General features: G+C 64.9%; 13 protein-coding genes. All 13 read right to left on the bottom strand.

The window, feature by feature from the left end:
• Window positions 1-4: 4 nt before the first annotated feature.
• The 13 genes from nuoN to V3G39_05035 all read right to left on the bottom strand — a co-directional run bounded on the left by nuoN (window position 5) and on the right by V3G39_05035 (window position 16,211).
• Window positions 5-1,552, bottom strand: coding sequence for an NADH-quinone oxidoreductase subunit NuoN (nuoN, locus tag V3G39_05095; protein XAS77420.1), 1,548 nt, complete (start codon window positions 1,550-1,552; stop codon window positions 5-7).
• Complete coding sequence (locus tag V3G39_05090; GenBank protein ID XAS77419.1) at window positions 1,549-3,294, bottom strand: NADH-quinone oxidoreductase subunit M; 1,746 nt, start codon at window positions 3,292-3,294, stop codon at window positions 1,549-1,551. The genes nuoN and V3G39_05090 overlap by 4 nt, the downstream gene beginning before the upstream one ends.
• A complete protein-coding gene (gene nuoL / locus V3G39_05085) occupies window positions 3,294-5,228 on the bottom strand; it encodes an NADH-quinone oxidoreductase subunit L (protein ID XAS77418.1) in 1,935 nt (644 codons plus the stop codon). Before nuoL ends, V3G39_05090 begins: the two co-directional genes overlap by 1 nt.
• 24 nt (window positions 5,229-5,252) lie before the next feature.
• Complete coding sequence (gene nuoK, locus V3G39_05080) at window positions 5,253-5,552, bottom strand: NADH-quinone oxidoreductase subunit NuoK (protein XAS77417.1); 300 nt, start codon at window positions 5,550-5,552, stop codon at window positions 5,253-5,255.
• Window positions 5,553-5,610: 58 nt separating this feature from the next.
• Window positions 5,611-6,411, bottom strand: coding sequence for an NADH-quinone oxidoreductase subunit J (locus V3G39_05075; GenBank protein ID XAS77416.1), 801 nt, complete (start codon window positions 6,409-6,411; stop codon window positions 5,611-5,613).
• Window positions 6,408-7,187: an NADH-quinone oxidoreductase subunit NuoI gene (nuoI, locus tag V3G39_05070; GenBank protein XAS78180.1), complete on the bottom strand. Its 780-nt coding sequence runs from the start codon at window positions 7,185-7,187 to the stop codon at window positions 6,408-6,410. Before nuoI ends, V3G39_05075 begins: the two co-directional genes overlap by 4 nt.
• Before the next feature lie 52 nt (window positions 7,188-7,239).
• Window positions 7,240-8,643, bottom strand: coding sequence for an NADH-quinone oxidoreductase subunit NuoH (gene nuoH / locus V3G39_05065; protein XAS77415.1), 1,404 nt, complete (start codon window positions 8,641-8,643; stop codon window positions 7,240-7,242).
• Complete coding sequence (locus tag V3G39_05060) at window positions 8,640-11,141, bottom strand: NADH-quinone oxidoreductase subunit G (GenBank protein XAS77414.1); 2,502 nt, start codon at window positions 11,139-11,141, stop codon at window positions 8,640-8,642. Before V3G39_05060 ends, nuoH begins: the two co-directional genes overlap by 4 nt.
• Window positions 11,138-12,469, bottom strand: coding sequence for an NADH-quinone oxidoreductase subunit NuoF (gene nuoF / locus V3G39_05055; GenBank protein XAS77413.1), 1,332 nt, complete (start codon window positions 12,467-12,469; stop codon window positions 11,138-11,140). Before nuoF ends, V3G39_05060 begins: the two co-directional genes overlap by 4 nt.
• Window positions 12,470-12,533: 64 nt before the next feature.
• Complete coding sequence (gene nuoE, locus V3G39_05050; protein ID XAS77412.1) at window positions 12,534-13,460, bottom strand: NADH-quinone oxidoreductase subunit NuoE; 927 nt, start codon at window positions 13,458-13,460, stop codon at window positions 12,534-12,536.
• Window positions 13,457-14,824, bottom strand: a complete 1,368-nt coding sequence (locus V3G39_05045; protein XAS77411.1) for an NADH-quinone oxidoreductase subunit D — start codon at window positions 14,822-14,824, stop codon at window positions 13,457-13,459. Before V3G39_05045 ends, nuoE begins: the two co-directional genes overlap by 4 nt.
• Window positions 14,821-15,660, bottom strand: a complete 840-nt coding sequence (locus V3G39_05040) for an NADH-quinone oxidoreductase subunit C (GenBank protein ID XAS77410.1) — start codon at window positions 15,658-15,660, stop codon at window positions 14,821-14,823. The genes V3G39_05045 and V3G39_05040 overlap by 4 nt, the downstream gene beginning before the upstream one ends.
• Window positions 15,657-16,211 carry an NADH-quinone oxidoreductase subunit B family protein gene (locus V3G39_05035; protein ID XAS77409.1) on the bottom strand — a complete coding sequence of 185 codons (555 nt, stop codon included), beginning with the start codon at window positions 16,209-16,211 and terminating at the stop codon, window positions 15,657-15,659. Before V3G39_05035 ends, V3G39_05040 begins: the two co-directional genes overlap by 4 nt.
• Between the last annotated feature and the right edge of the window lie 7 nt (window positions 16,212-16,218).

Here is a 16,218-nt window from a genome sequence, read left to right as displayed (position 1 = left end):
TCGTTCATCGCATGAACTGCGAATAATGGTTGGCCATGTCCAGCAGCGGCGACGGGAAGACACCCAGCGCAACGGTCAGCACAGCGCACGCGGTGATCGCGGCGGCACTCAACACGGAGGGCGGCAGCACGACGGTGTCGCCGGTGGGTTCGGAGAAGTACATCAGCACCACGACGCGCACGTAGACGAACGCCGCGACAGCGCTGAAGACCACACCGATCACCGCCAGCCAGGTGCCACCGTGCCCGACTGCGGCCGAGAAGATCGCGTACTTCGCCGTGAAGAGCGAGGTCAACGGGATACCCGCGAACGCGATCATCATCAGCGCCATCAGCCCGCCGACGACCGGGTTCGTCTTGGCGAGCCCGGCCCACTGGGACAGGTGGGTGGCTTCGTTACCACCGGAGCGCACCATGGCGACGAGTGCGAAAGCAGCGATCGTCGCCAGACCGTAGGTCACGACATATACGACTGTTCCGGTCACTGCCGCCCGGTCCAACGCCACGACACCGACGAGGATGAAACCGGCCTGCACGATCGAGCTGTAGGCCAGCAGTCGCTTGATGTCGGTCTGGGTGACCAGCATGACTGCACCGACCACCATCGTGAGGATCGCGACGACCGTCACGACCGGCTGCCAGTTCCACGCCATACCGGGAAACGCGACATAGAAGACGCGTAGGAAAGCTCCGAACGCCGCAACCTTCGTACAGGCGGCCATGAAACCCGAGACCGGGGTCGGTGCGCCCTGGTAGGCGTCCGGGGTCCACGCGTGGAACGGAATCGCGCCGATCTTGAACAGCAGCCCTACCGCAACCAGCAGGACACCCGGGATCAGGATCCCGTCGCGGTCCCCGCCAGTGGCGATAGCAGCGGCGATATTGGAGAAGTTCAGCGAACCGGCGAACCCGAAGACGAGTGCCGCACCGAAGAGGAAGAACGCCGAGGAGAAGGCGCCGAGCAGGAAGTACTTCATCGAAGCCTCCTGCGACAGCAGCCGACGACGACGAGCCAGGCCGGTCAGGATATAAAGCGGCAACGACAGTACTTCCAGCGCGATGAAGACCGTCAGCAGGTCACCGGACGCCGGGAACAGCATCATCCCGCCGACGGCGAACAGCACCAGCGGGAAGACCTCCGTCGAGGTCGCTCCCAGGCGGACAGCGTTCGTCTCCATCGGCGACCCCGGCACGGAGGCGCCGGACTGCGTGAAGGCGTCCAGCGAGGACCCCTGGAACCGCTCGGACATCACCATGACCGCCAGGAAGGCCAGCACCAGGATTGCGCCCTGGAACATCAGCGCCGGACCGTCGATGACGACTGAGCCGCCCGCTGTCACGGCCTGATGATTCTTCGCGCCCAGCACCAAGGCCAGAAATGCGACGAGAAGACCGACGAGTGTGACGCCTACCTGTAAGGCGTACCGCAAGGTACGCGGCGCGAATGCTTCGACGAGGACACCCACCATCGCCGCGCCCAGGACCACCAGCATGGGCAGGACGGCGGCGTATTCGATCTTGACCTGGGAGAAGCCGGTTGCGGCGGCAATCACTTCGAGTTCACCTGACTGCTCGGGACGCTGGGCGCCGGATCGGTCATCTGGACCAGCTGCATGGTTGCGTTGGTTGCGGGACGGATGATGTCGAGCACCGGCTTCGGGAAGAAGCCGAGAGCCACGATCAGCACAACCAGCACACCGGCGACGACCCGCTCACGCAGGTCCAGATCGGGCACCTTCAAACTCGAGCCGGTGGGCGCCGTGTGCCCGCCGAGGCTGGGCTCACCGCCCGGTTCGCGCTGCGCCAGCTGGCGACGGGGGTCACTGTCGGCAGACAGGTTCAAGGCCAACGGGCCAGAACCGACCGGCAGCAACTCGCCCGTGTAGGGGTCGCCCCCGCGAGGACCGTCGGCGTCAACACCGGTATGACCATCGCCGTCCGCTACAGCGGCCGGCGGCGGCCCGGTGAAGATGTTCTTGTACATCAGCAGTGCGTAGAGGGCTGCGAGGATCACCACGACCGTCGCGATCCCACCAGCTGCCTTGTACCGCTGGAAGGTACCGACCATCACCAGGAACTCGGAGATGAAGGAGTTCATCCCAGGCAGTGACAGCGCCGACAGTCCGGCGATCAGAGTGACACCGGCCAGGGCAGGGGTGACCCGCTGCCAGCCGCCGTAGTCGCGGATATCCCGGCTTTTGCCGCGCATGATCAGGAAGCCCGCGAAGAGGAACAACGCGGCCGTGGTGATCCCGTGGTTGACCATGTAGAGGTCCGAACCCGCCAGTGAGGTGGTCGTCATCGCGAAGATACCCAGCACGATGAAACCGAAGTGGCTGACCGAGGTGTACGCGATCAGCCGCATCATGTCGGTCTGCCCGATCGCTACGACGGCGCCGTAGACGATCGAGATCAGCGCCAGCACGATGATCACCGGGGTCGCCCATTTACTGGCGTCCGGGAAGAGCTGCAGGCAGAAGCGGATCATTCCGAAGGTGCCGACCTTGTCGAGCACACCAACCAGCAACACAGCAACCGCCGGCTTGCTCTCGGATGCGGCGTCCGGCAGCCAGGTGTGGACCGGCCACATCGGCGCCTTGACAGCGAACGCGAAGAAGAAGCCGAGGAACATCCAACGGCCGGGCCAGGTGCCCAGCTTCAAGCCGGTCAGGCTGGACAACAGGAATCCGTTGTCGCCGCCGGGGCCGTACTGGTAGATGGCGATGACCGCGATCAGCATCACGAATCCACCGAGCAGGCTGAAGAGCAGGAACTTCACTGCGGCGTACTGGCGGCGCGGGCCGCCGAAGGACCCGATCAGGAAGTAAACCGGGATCAGCATCGCTTCGAAGAAGACATAGAACAGGAAGACGTCCGTGGCTGAGAAGACCCCGATCATGAAGGTCTCCAGCACCAGCATCAGCGCGAAGTAGTTCTGCATCCGGCGACTGCCGTCAGCGGGGACGTCCTTCCAGGCCGCGAGCAGCGAGACCGGTACGAGCACGAGGCTCATCAGGATCAACGCAAGTGCGAGACCGTCGATGCCGACCTGGTAGGAAACGCCGAACTGCGGAATCCACTGGTGGGTCTCGACGAACTGGAACTGCGATCCGACCTTGCCGGTCTTGTACTGACTCCACAGCACCAGTCCGAGGACCAGCGCGATGACCGATCCGGCCAGTGCCACCGGTCGCGCGATGCGCTCGGCAGCGGGCGTCGGGAGCGCGAGTACGACGATCGCGGTTACCAGTGGAATCAGGCCGATCACTGTCAGCCAGGGGAAACTCGAGGTCATTACTGCACCACCCAAACAATGCCGAGGATTGCGACGACGCCGATCAACATGGTGAGGGCGTAGGACCGCACGAAGCCGTTCTGAACACGTTTGATGCGCGAGGACGAACCACCGATCCCGGCGGCCAGGCCACTGGCCACACCGTCCACCCCGCGGTTGTCCGCGAAGACCAGGGCCCGGGTCAGATGCAGACCGGGACGCTGGAAACCGGCCGCGTTGAGGTCGTCCTGGAAGAGGTCACGACGTGCAGCGCGCGTTACCAGGGATCCGACCGGCGGCGTGATAGGCACGTCGTCGCGGATGTACATCGCCCACGCCAACCCCACCCCGATGCACAGCAGCACGAAGGTGATCACCATCAGCAGCGCTGCCGGGATCTTGGGGTCGCCCTCGGTGTGTCCGGTGACCGGCTCGAGCCAGTTGATGATGATGTTCGTCGGGCCCAGAGCCAGACCGAGGAAAGCCGATCCAACCGCCAGGACCATCATCGGGACGGTCATCGTCAACGGGGATTCGTGCGGGTGCACGTCGTCGGTCCAGCGGCGCTTGCCGTGGAAAGTCATGAAGAACAACCTCGCCATGTAGAAGGCCGTGATGCCGGCCGCGATCAGCGCTGAGCCACCGAAGACCCACGGTCGCCAGCCTTCACCGACGAACGCAGCTTCGATGATCTTGTCCTTGGACCAGAAACCGGACAGCAGGGGGAACCCGATGATTGCCAGGAAGCCCAGGCCGAAGGTGGCCCAGGTGATCTTCATGACCGCCGACAAACCGCCGAACCGGCGCATCCCGACCTGGTCGTTCATACCGTGCATCACCGAACCGGCGCCGAGGAACATCCCGGCCTTGAAGAAGCCATGCGTCAGCAGGTGGAAGATGGCGAAGACATAACCGATCGGCCCGAGCCCAGCGGCCAGGATCATGTAGCCGATCTGACTCATGGTGGAGGCGGCCAGCGCCTTCTTCATGTCGTCCTTGGCGCAACCGACGATCGCGCCGTAGACCAACGTAATCGCGCCGACGACACAGACCGCGAGGCGCGCATTCGGTGCGGCATCGAAGATCGCATGGCTACGCACGATCAGGTAGACACCGGCGGTCACCATTGTCGCGGCGTGGATCAGCGCCGACACGGGGGTCGGGCCCGCCATCGCATCACCCAGCCAGGATTGCAGCGGGAACTGAGCGGACTTGCCGCAGGCACCGACCAGCAGGAAGACACCGATCCAGGTCACCGCAGTGGTGTTGGCCTGTGCCGCGCCGGCGAAGACGCCGTTGAAGTCCAGCCGTCCGAACGTCGCGTACATGGTGAGCATGGCCAGCAGGACGCCGACGTCACCGATGCGGTTGACCACGAACGCCTTGTTAGCGGCCGTTGCATATTCGGGGTTCCAGTTCCAGAAGCCGATCAGCAGGTAGGACGCCAGACCGACACCCTCCCAGCCGACGAACAACCCGACGAACGAGTTGGCCAGCACCAACGTCAGCATCGAGGCCACGAACAAGTTCATGTAGGCGAAGAACCGCCGCTTGGCGGGGTCGTGCTCCATGTACCCGAGGGAGTAGATGTGGATCAGCGTGCCGACGAAGGTGATCAGCAGTACGAAGGTCAACGACAGTGGGTCAACGCGCAGGCCAGCCGACAAATGCAAGCTGCCGGCGTCGATCCAGTCGTAGAGGTGCACATTGCTCTGGATTGCCCGGTCAGCAGACGACAGACCTGCGGTGTGCAGGACCATCGCCACACCGAGCACGAAGGACAGACCGGGCAGAATGACGCCGAGCAGCGGTCCCGCTTTGTCCATCGCCTTTCCACCGACCATCAGGATGATGGCTCCAAGTAGCGGTAGCGCGATGAGCAACCAGGCGTACTGGTTGATCCCGGACGCAGCCGTGGCAACGGTTCCGGGTTCGGACAGGGGGACAGACCCCACCAAAGACAGCAACAGCGGGCTCCCTTACAGCTTCAACAGGTTCGCGTCATCGACCGAAGCCGAACGACGGGCGCGGAAGATGGACATGATGATCGCCAGGCCGACGACGACTTCGGCGGCAGCGACAACCATCACGAACAACGCGATCACTTGACCCTCCAACGAGCCGTACATCCGCGCGAAAGTGACGAACATGAGGTTTGCGGCATTCAGCATCAACTCCACCCCCATGAAGACGATGATGGCGTTCCGGCGTAACAGCACCGTGGCGGAGCCGATGCTGAACAGAATGACCGACAGGTAGAGGTAGACCTCAATGCTCATTTGGGGTCCTCGCGAAGTATCGGGGAAGCGCAGCGGAGGAGCACGTCGTGGGGTTTCCTCATTGGCGGTCCCCAACTTCCTTCGTCGTCATATCGCCGACCTCGTCCTCGATCTGCTCGGTCAGCTCCAACTGGTGGGCGCTGCCGTGGTTGACCTGCTCGCGGGCGCGCAGCACTCGCGAAATCGAGAGTTCGCTCGGGCTGCCGTCCGGGAGCAACGCCGGAGTGTCTACCGCATTGTGCTGGGAGTACACCCCAGGAACGGGTAGACCTGCGACGTTGACACCCTCGCGGATGCGGCGGCGGGACCAGTCGGCCTGCCCGGCCTTGGGGGTCAACCGCTCGCGGTGCGCAAGCATCATCGCGCCGATGGCAGCGGTGATCAGCAGCGCCGAGGTGACCTCGAAGACCCATACGTAGCGGCCGAAGATGAGGTTGGCGATACCGCCTACATTTCCGCCCTGCGCGAGGTTCGCGGCAGCCAAACCCTTGCCGGGGGCGAACGCGGCGCGCCCGATTCCCGAGGCCAGCAGGCCGATCAGGGCAAGAGAGAGAAGCAGCGCGGCTACCTTCTGGCCGCGGATCGTCTCCACGAGCGAGTCGGAGGAGTCGACGCCGACCAGCATGACGACGAAGAGGAACAGCATCATGACAGCGCCGGAGTACACGAAGATCTGAATGATCCCGAGGAACTCAGCCTCCTGGGCGATGTAGAAGATCCCCAGCAGAATCATGCACAACGCCATACCCATGGCCGCATGGACGGCCTTGCGGGCAAACAGCAGCGCAAGCGCTCCGAACACGGTCAGTGGTGCGCAGAAGAAGAACAGCGTGGATTCGGCCCCACCCAGGTGCATCATTCTCTCGTCTCCGAGTCCAGCAGCGCCCGATCTCTGGGCTCCTGGGATTTCTTCTCGCCGGCCGGTCCACCCTCGGCGACGAGCTCGTCGGGCGCGCCACCCACGGCGTGCGAACGGTCAAAACCCCTGTCCTGGTTCGCGAAATTGCGCGAGCCCGTCGCCACAGCGGACATCGACGGCGTGCCCTCATCGCGGGTTTTCGGGTCAAATTTGTCTTGCCGGTCCGCCTCGTGATTCGCGTCGGCGTCCACCCACGCGCGCTGTGCATCTGTCGCGCCATCGACCTTGCCCATGTAATAGTCGCGTTCGACCATGCCGTCGACCATCGGGTGCGGCGCGGGCAACATGCCAGATTGGATCGGGCCCAGCAACTGATCCTTGGTGAAGATCAGGTCGGCGCGGTTGTTGTCGGCCAGCTCGTACTCGTTGGTCATCGTGAGCGCCCTGGTCGGGCACGCCTCGATGCACAGTCCACAGAAGATGCAGCGCAGGTAGTTGATCTGGTAGACGCGGCCGTACCGCTCACCGGGCGAGAAACGCTCACCGGCAGCATCGTCGTTGTTGGCGCCCTCCACGAAGATGGCATCCGCCGGACAAGCCCACGCACACAGCTCGCAGCCGACGCACTTCTCCAGACCGTCCGGGTGGCGGTTCAGCTGATGACGGCCGTGGAAACGCGGCTGAGTCGGGCGCTTCTCCTCCGGATACTCCTCGGTCGCGACCTTGCGGAACATAGTCGCGAATGTCACCCCGAAACCGGCGACACCGGCAAATATGCCGGGCCGCTCGGGGGTGCCGTCGGCGCTGCTCGCGCCGGTTTTCTTCTTGTCAGCCACGGGGTTCCTTCGCGAGTATGTCGTCGGTGTCTCGTGTCGTGCCCGGCCGGGCCGCAGCAGCACTCAGGGCGGGCAGCGGCTCTACCAGGCGCTGGCCCGGCAGCGGAGGTACGGGGTGACCACCCGCGAACGGGTCGATCTCCTCCGGTACCCGACTTCGGGCGTCGGCAGCCTCTTGTCTGCGGGCACTGCGAGTGTCCCAGATCCAGGCGGCGGCCAACACGAGCAACGCCGTCACGGCGATCACGATGAGCGTTGACCGGTAGATCTGCCTGCCGAACAGGTCGATACGCGTGGTGCCCAGGAAGCCGGCGTTGGAGCCCCGGATGAAGGCCACCACGACGACCCAGACCAGGGTGCTCGGAATCATCAGCTTCCAGCCCAGGCGCATGAACTGGTCATACCGAATACGGGGCAGCGAGCCGCGTAGCCAGACGAAGAAGAACATGAAGATCCACAGCTTGATGACGAACCACAACACGCCCCACCAACCATGGTTGAAGAAGCCGTCGCCGATGGCGGCGATGCCCGGAGGGGCCTGCCAGCCGCCGAGGAACAAGGTGGTCGCCAGTCCGGCGACGGTGAACATGTTCACATACTCACCGAGGAAGAACATCGCGAACTTCAGCGAGGAGTACTCCGTGTGGAAACCACCGGTCAGCTCACCTTCGCCCTCCGCGAGGTCGAACGGCAACCGGTTGGTCTCGCCCACCATGGTGATCACGTAGATGATGAAGGAGAAGAAGGCCGGAATGATGTACCAGACGCCTTTGCCCTGCGCGAGCACGATCTGCGACGTCGACATCGAGCCGGAGTAGAGGAACACCGCGACCAGGGCCAGCCCCATCGCGATCTCGTAGGAGATCACCTGCGCGCTGGAGCGCAATCCGCCGAGCAGTGGGTAGGTGGAGCCACTGGACCAGCCGCCGAGCAGGATGCCGTAGACACCGACACCGGCGACCGCGAGTACGAGCAGCACTGCCACCGGGGTATCGGTCAGCTGCAGCGGGGTGTAATGACCGAACATCCAGACGTTGCCCGAGATCGGGATGATCGCAAACGACACGAACGCCATCGATCCGGCCAGGATCGGGGCGATGATGAACATCAACTTGTCGGCTCGCCTGGGAGTCACGTCCTCCTTCAGCGCCAACTTCACACCGTCCGCGAGGGTCTGCAGCAGACCGAACGGGCCCATCCGGTTGGGACCGGGTCGCTGCTGCATCCGACCGATGATGCGCCGTTCGAACCAGATCACCAGCAGCGTCTGGATGAGCAGGAAGGCGAAGAGCAGCACCGCCTTGATCAACGACAACCACCATGGGGTGTCACTGAAATCGGCTGCCGGGTTGCCGACGGCAGACCCCAGCGAGCCGAGAGCTGCGAGGTGACTCATCGACGTACCTCCGCACGACGGCCGAGCGAGACCAGGTCACCGGCATCGACGCGCAGCGTCGATCGCACAGCGCTACCTGCTGAATTGGTGGGCAACCACACGACATGGTCGGGCATGTCGGTCACCACTACCGGTGCGGTGATGGCGCCGGACCGCGTACTGACGGTCAACTGGCCGCCGTCCTGCACACCGACAGCGGCTGCAGTGGCAGCCGAGATGCGGGCCTGCGAGATCGGTGCTGTACCTGCCAGGAAGGGTTCGCCGTCCTGCATCCGGCCCTTGTCCAGCAGATGCGGCCAGGTGGCGAGCACCGCCTGACCGACCAGCGGACGCGGCACGCCTTGGCTGCGCTCGCGGGGGGCTGCCGGACGAACGCCGGTCCACACCCCCAGCTTCGCGATCTCGTTCCGGACCGCCTCAATGGTGCGGGTGCCGAGGAACTCCCCCAGCTCACCCGCCAGCAGATCGAGCACGCGTAGATCACTCATCGAAAGGGTCTCGATAGCGCGCTGGAAGGGTCGCGCGCGACCTTCCCAGTCGAAGTAGGTACCGGACTTTTCCTGCTGCGGAGCAACGGGGAACACCACGTCCGCATGCTCAGTGACAGCGCTCGCGCGGATCTCCAAACTCACGGTGAACGCACGTTTCATCGCGTCGTTCGCCAACTGCGGGTCCGGCATGTCTGCGGTGTCGACACCGCCGACGACCAGGCCGGCCAGTTCGCCGCTCGCTGCGGCCGCCAGCATGGCTGCGGTATCGCGACCAGCTGTTCCGGGCAGCTCGGCGCCCCAGATCGCGCCTACTGCAGCGCGGGCGCCGGCGTCCTCGACGGGCGCGCCGCCAGGCAGCAGATTCGGAAGTGCACCGGCTGCTAGAGCGCCGCGTTCACCGGCACGGCGCGGGATCCACGCGATACGGGCGTCCTTGCGCTCGGCCAGCTTCAGAGCTGCCGACAACGCGCCGGGAACCGACGCGAGGCGTTCACCGACCAGCACGATCGAGTCGCCGGTGATCTGGTCGCCGTGGACGGCCAACTCGCCAGTCGACGCGCTGAGCGCGTCGATGACTTCGGCTTCGGTGCCGGGCGCGGCCTGGATCAGGACACCGTTCATCTTGCGCAGCCCGCGTGTCGCGAACGGAGCCGCGGACAGCACTGCGAGGTGACCCTTGCGGGCTGCCTTGCGTAGCCGCAGGAAGACCATCGGGCTCTCCTCCTCGGGCTCCAGTCCGAGCAGAAGTACCGATGAGGCGTGTTCCAGATCTAGATAAGTAACGCTTCCCGGCGTATCGGGACCGGTCGCGACGATTGCATGCGACAGGAACGCGGCTTCCTCAGCCGAGTGCGGTCGAGCTCGGAAGTCGACGTCGTTGGTGCCCAACACGACCCGAGCGAACTTGGAGTAGGCGTAGGCGTCTTCGACGGTGACTCGACCACCGGTGAGCACACCGACGCCGCCCGAGTCACGGGCAGCCGACAGGCCGGCCGCTGCCGCCTCGAGGGCCTCGGGCCATCCGGATACGCGTAGTTCGCCGTCCTCCCCCCGCACCATCGGGGTGGACAGACGATCGGAGGCGTTGGCGTAGGTGAACGCCCAACGGCCCTTGTCACAGTTCCACTCTTCGTTGACGGCGACATCTTCCAGCGCCATCCGGCGCATGACCTTGCCGCGACGGTGGTCGGTGCGCATCGAGCAACCGCTCGCGCAGTGCTCACACACACTCGGGGTGGAGATGAGATCGAAGGGGCGGGACCGGAAGCGGTAGGCCGCACCCGTCAGGGCCCCGACCGGGCAGATCTGCACCGTGTTGCCGGAGAAATAGGACTCGAACGGCTTCTCGGCGTAGATACCGACCTGCTGCAGCGCCCCACGCTCGATCAACGCGATGAACGGGTCGCCGGCGATCTGGTCGGAGAACCGGGTGCACCGTGCGCACAGCACGCAACGATCGCGGTCCAGCAGCACCTGCGTCGAGATGTTGATCGGCTTGGGATAGGTCCGTTTGACGTCCTCGAAGCGGCTTCGGGCGCGGCCGTTGCTCATTGCCTGGTTCTGCAGCGGGCACTCCCCGCCCTTGTCGCACACCGGGCAGTCCAGCGGGTGGTTGATGAGCAGGAATTCCATCTGGCCGTGCTGCGCCTTGTTGGCAACCTGCGACGTGTGCTGGGTCTGCACGGCCATACCCTCGCTGGCCTCCAGGGTGCAGGAGGTCTGCGGCTTGGGCATCGCACGCATCGAGCCGTCCGGGCCCTTGGTCGAGACCTCGACCAGGCACTGGCGACAGGCGCCGACCGGGTCCAGCAACGGGTGGTCGCAGAACCGTGGGATCTGGATGCCGATGTGCTCGGCAGCACGAATGACCAGCGTGCCCTTGGGAACGCTGACGGGGACGCCGTCAACGGTGAGGGTGATGGCATCCGCCGCGGTAGGCACCGGACTCGCGTTGCCGCCCTTGTCGACGGCGTTGCCGCCGCCAGCGGGTGAGGTGACCGTCGTCATGCGGACACAACCTCCTTGGTATCGCGAGTAGGGACGTCGAAGAGTACCGAGGCTTCCGGGGGGAACGCCTCCCACCAGGGACTGTGCATGCCGACCTCGAACTCCTCGCGGAAGTACTGGACCGCCGAGGTCACCGGACTGGTGGCGCCATCGCCGAGCGCGCAGAAGCTGCGCCCCAGGATGTTGTCACAGATGTCGACCAGCTTGTCGATGTCGTCCTGGGTGCCCTGACCGTGCTCCAGTCGGGTCATGATCTGCTTCAACCAGAAAGTGCCCTCGCGGCACGGGGTGCACTTTCCGCACGACTCGTGGGCATAGAAGTCGGTCCACCGGCTGACGGCCCGGACCACAGACACCGACTCGTCGAAAATCTGCAGCGCACGCGTGCCGAGCATCGAGCCGGCGGCGGCTACTGATTCGAAGTCCAGCGGCACATCGAGGTGTTCGTCGGTGAAGATCGGGGTCGATGACCCGCCGGGTGTCCAGAACTTCAGCTTCGCCCCATTACGCATACCGCCGGCCATCTCCAGCAGCTCGCGCAACGTGATGCCCAGCGGTGCTTCGTACTGACCCGGGCGGGTGACGTGACCGGACAGGCTGAAGATGCCGTAGCCCTTGGACTTGTCGGTGCCGAGCGCTGAGAACCAGTCAGCACCGTTCAGCACGATCGAGGGTACGGAGGCAATGGACTCGACGTTGTTGACGACGGTCGGTCGCGCGTACAGGCCGGCGACGGCCGGGAACGGCGGCTTGAGGCGCGGTTGTCCGCGGCGGCCCTCCAGGGAGTCCAGCAGTGCGGTCTCTTCACCGCAGATGTAGGCGCCCGCACCGGCATGCAACGTGATGTCCAGGTCGAACCCGGTGCCGTGGATGTTGTGACCCAGATGTCCGGCCGCGTACGCCTCATCAATCGCGTTCAGCAACCGCCGGTAGACGTGGACGACTTCGCCGCGAAGGTAGATGAACGCGTGGTTGCAGCCGATCGCGAACGAGGTGATGATCATGCCCTCGATCAGCAGATGCGGTGCAGCGAGCATCATCGGGGTGTCTTTGCAGGTGCCCGGTTCGGACTCGTCAGCGTTGATCACCAGGTAGCGGGGGCCGCCGTCCGGCTTCGGCAGGAAGCTCCACTTCAGGCCGGTCGGGAATCCCGCACCACCGCGCCCGCGCAGACCGGAGCCCTTGGCGGCAGTAACGAGATCGGCCGGATCCATCGCCAAGGCCTTCTCCAGACCCTGGTAGCCCTCGTGCTGCAGATAGGTCTCCAGGGTCCAGCTCTGCGGCTGGTCCCAGAACCGGGTCAGGATCGGGGTCAACGGGGTACTCATGCGGGGTCCTTGCGAAGTATTCGGAGGAGCGAAGCAGGCGAGAAACTTGGGGGGGTGCTGCTCATCACTCATCCACCTTTTCGCCGGCCTTGCTGCCTGCGGGGTTTGCGGGGGTGTCGGTCGATCCCGCCAGACCCGCCGCCATGTGGTCGGACGGACTGTCGGCGTCGGAGTCGCCGGTGATATCCACCGACGGCGCATGCGGGTCGAACCCGCGCTGCTTGGCCAACCGCAGGCCCTCGAGCGACGGGCCGCCTGCGCCCACACCCTCGCCTGCGAGCCCGTCGGAGAACCCGGCGAGGACCCGGGACATCTGCTTGAAAGTACAGACCTTCGCAGCTCCACGGGTGGGCACGACGTCCTTGCCCGCACGCAGGTCCTCGACCAGCGCAATTGCCGATTGCGGCGTCTGGTTGTCCAGGAATTCCCAGTTGGCCATCACGACCGGCGCGTAGTCGCATGCCGCATTGCACTCGACCCGCTCGAGGGTGACCTTGCCATCCGCCGTCGTCTCGTCGTGCCCGATGCCGAGGTGCTCGCTGAGGGTGTCAAATATCTGGTCGCCGCCCATGATCGCGCACAGCGTGTTGGTGCATACCCCGACGGTGTACTCACCGTTCGGGTGTCGCTTGTACTGGGTGTAGAACGTCGCGACGCCACTGACCTCGGCATCCGCCAACTCAAGTTTCGCTGCGCAGAAAGAGACGCCGCGCCCCGTCACATACCCGTCGAGGCTCTGGATCAGGTGCAGCAGCGGTAGCAACGCGGAGCGCTTCTGGGGGTAACGCGCGATGATCAGATCCGCGTCCAGGTGCAGCATTGCCAGGGTCTGCTCGTCGTACGGGGTCCTGCTGGCGTGCAGTGGGGTCGGCGGATGCAGGAACGCATCGGACGGATTCTTCAAATGCTCGGGATGCACGTGGGTCACCGAGCTCAACCTCTCGGACGTGGCGACTTCGGCGTCTGCGGACCGATGTGACTCGTTGCTCATCGGTCCACTCCACCCATCACGGGATCGATCGAGGCGACGGCGACGATGATGTCGGCGACCGATCCGCCCTCCGACATCGCTGCCACTGCCTGCAGGTTGTTGAACGACGGATCGCGGAAGTGCGCCCGGTAGGGCCGGGTCGAACCGTCGGAGACGATGTGACAGCCGAGCTCGCCCTTGGGCGACTCGATCGCGGTGTACGCCTGGCCGGGGGGCACCCGGAATCCCTCGGTCACCAGCTTGAAGTGGTGGATCAGCGACTCCATCGACTCGCTCATGATCTCCCGGATGTGCTCCAGGCTGTTGCCCTGCCCGTCGGCGCCGACCGACAACTGTGCCGGCCAGGCGATCTTCTTGTCCGCGACCATGACCGGACCTGGCTCAGCGTCCAGGCGATCGGCGCACTGCTGCACGATGTGCATCGACTGGTACATCTCATCGATCCGCAACCGCAAGCGCCCGTAGGCGTCGCAACTGTCGCGTACCGGGACCTCGAAGTCATACGTTTCGTAACCGCAGTACGGGTCGGCCTTGCGTAGGTCGTACGGCAGACCCGAGGCACGCAGCACCGGACCGGTGACGCCCAGCGCCATACATCCGGTGAGGTCCAGGTAGCCCACGTCGACCATGCGCCCCTTGACGATCGGGTTCTCGTTCAGGAGTGCTTCCAGCTCGCCGATGCCGCGACGTAGGTCCGGCATCATCGCCCGGACCTGTTCGGTCGTACCTTCCGGGACGTCCTGTGAGACACCACCGGGGCGGATGTAGGCGTTGTTCATCCGCAGCCCGGTCACGGCCTCGAAGATCTGCAGGAGGCGCTCACGCTCGCGGAAGCCGATGGTCATGACCGTGGTCGCGCCCATTTCCATGCCGCCGGTCGCGAGCGCGACGAGGTGGGAGCTGATCCGGGTCAGTTCCATCATCATCACCCGGATGACGCTGGCCCGCGCGGGGATCTGGTCGGTGATGCCGAGCAGCTTCTCGATCGAGAGGCAGTAGGCGGTCTCGTTGAACATCGGGGTGAGGTAGTCCATCCGGGTGCAGAACGTCACCCCCTGCGTCCAGGTGCGGAACTCCATGTTCTTTTCGATGCCGGTGTGCAGGTAGCCGATACCGGCCCGCGCCTCGGTGACCGTCTCGCCGTCCAGCTCCAGGATCAACCGCAGCACACCGTGCGTGGACGGGTGTTGCGGACCCATGTTGACGATGATCCGCTCTTCGTGCAGCGCGGATGCCTCATCGACCAGGTCGTCCCAGTCGCCGCCGGACGCGTTGAGGACAGGTGTGTCGCCGTCGACGCCGACCTTCTCCTCGCTCCTGGCGCTGGTCTGGCCGAATGCGTCGTGCTCTGCTGTGGTGCTCATGTGTAGGACCTCCGCGTGTCCGGGGGCGGCACTGTGGCGCCCTTGTACTCCACCGGGATGCCACCCAGTGGATAGTCCTTGCGTTGGGGGTGGCCCGGCCAGTCGTCGGGCATCAGGATGCGGGTCAGGGCCGGATGACCGTCGAAGACGATGCCGAACATGTCCCACGTCTCACGCTCGTGCCAGTCCGCACCGGGGTACGTCGACACGATGCTCGGGATGACCGCGTCGCCCTCGGGGACCGCGACCTCCAACCGGATGCGCTTGTTGTTGTTGGTGATCGAGACGAGGTGGTAGAGCGCGTGCAGCTCTGCGCCGGTCTCGTCCGGGTAGTGAACACCCGAGATGCTCATGCACATCTCGAACCGCAGTTTCGGCTCATCGCGCAGCGCCTGCGCGACTGCGGGCAGGTGTTCGCGGCGGACGAACAAGGTCAGCTCGCCCCGGTCGACCACGGTGCGCTCGACTGCCTGCTCATACGACGTGCCGGTGTTCTGCAGCGCACTGCCGAGGGCATCTGCCATCAGGTCGAACGAACCGCCGAACGGTCGCTCGCTGTTTCCGGGGAAGAGCACGGGCCTCTTGAGTCCGCCGTACCCGCTGGTGTCATTGCCGAGCGAGGAGCCGAACATGCCCTGCCGTTGCGACACGACCACCGGGTCGGCGTTGTGCTGCTCGTGGGGCTGAATCGCGAATTCCTGAGCAGCTGCGGTACGCGTGATCGGACCGCCGGACGGCTCTTTGACCGGCCCTGTGGTGGCCGGACCCGCAGTCGGCTTGCCCCCTGATGTGGGGATGTCCCTTTTCGAGTCGTCCTGTTTCGAGTCGTCGGTCACGCCAGTAGACCCTTCATCGCGTGGGTCGGCGTCGCTTCCAGTGCGGCCGCCTCAGCAGCACGCGCCGCGGCAACCCGGTTGACGCCCAACTTCATCCCCTGGATCTGCTTGTGCAGCTCGAGAATGGCGTTGAGCAACATCTGCGGACGCGGCGGACAGCCCGGCAGGAAGACATCGACCGGAATGATGTGGTCGACACCCTGCACGATGGCGTAGTTGTTGAACATTCCGCCGGAGCTTGCGCAGACGCCCATCGAGATGACCCACTTGGGCTCCGGCATCTGGTCGTAGACCTGGCGGACGATCGGGGCCATCTTCTGGCTCACCCGACCTGCCACGATCATCAGGTCGGCCTGGCGCGGGGTCGCGCTGAAGCGCTCCATCCCGAACCGGGCGATGTCGTAGTCGGGGGTGCCGACCGCCATCATCTCGATCGCGCAGCAGGCGAGACCGAAAGTGGCGGGCCAGACCGAACCCTTGCGCATGTAGCCGGCCACCTGCTCGACGGTCGTCAGCATGAATCCTGCGGGGAGCTTCTCTTCAATACCCATTTCACAC

The sequence above is a fragment of the Dermatophilaceae bacterium Sec6.4 genome (assembly GCA_039636865.1).
Lineage (GTDB): Bacteria > Actinomycetota > Actinomycetes > Actinomycetales > Dermatophilaceae > Allobranchiibius.
This window is presented reverse-complemented; position numbering and strand designations above follow the sequence as displayed.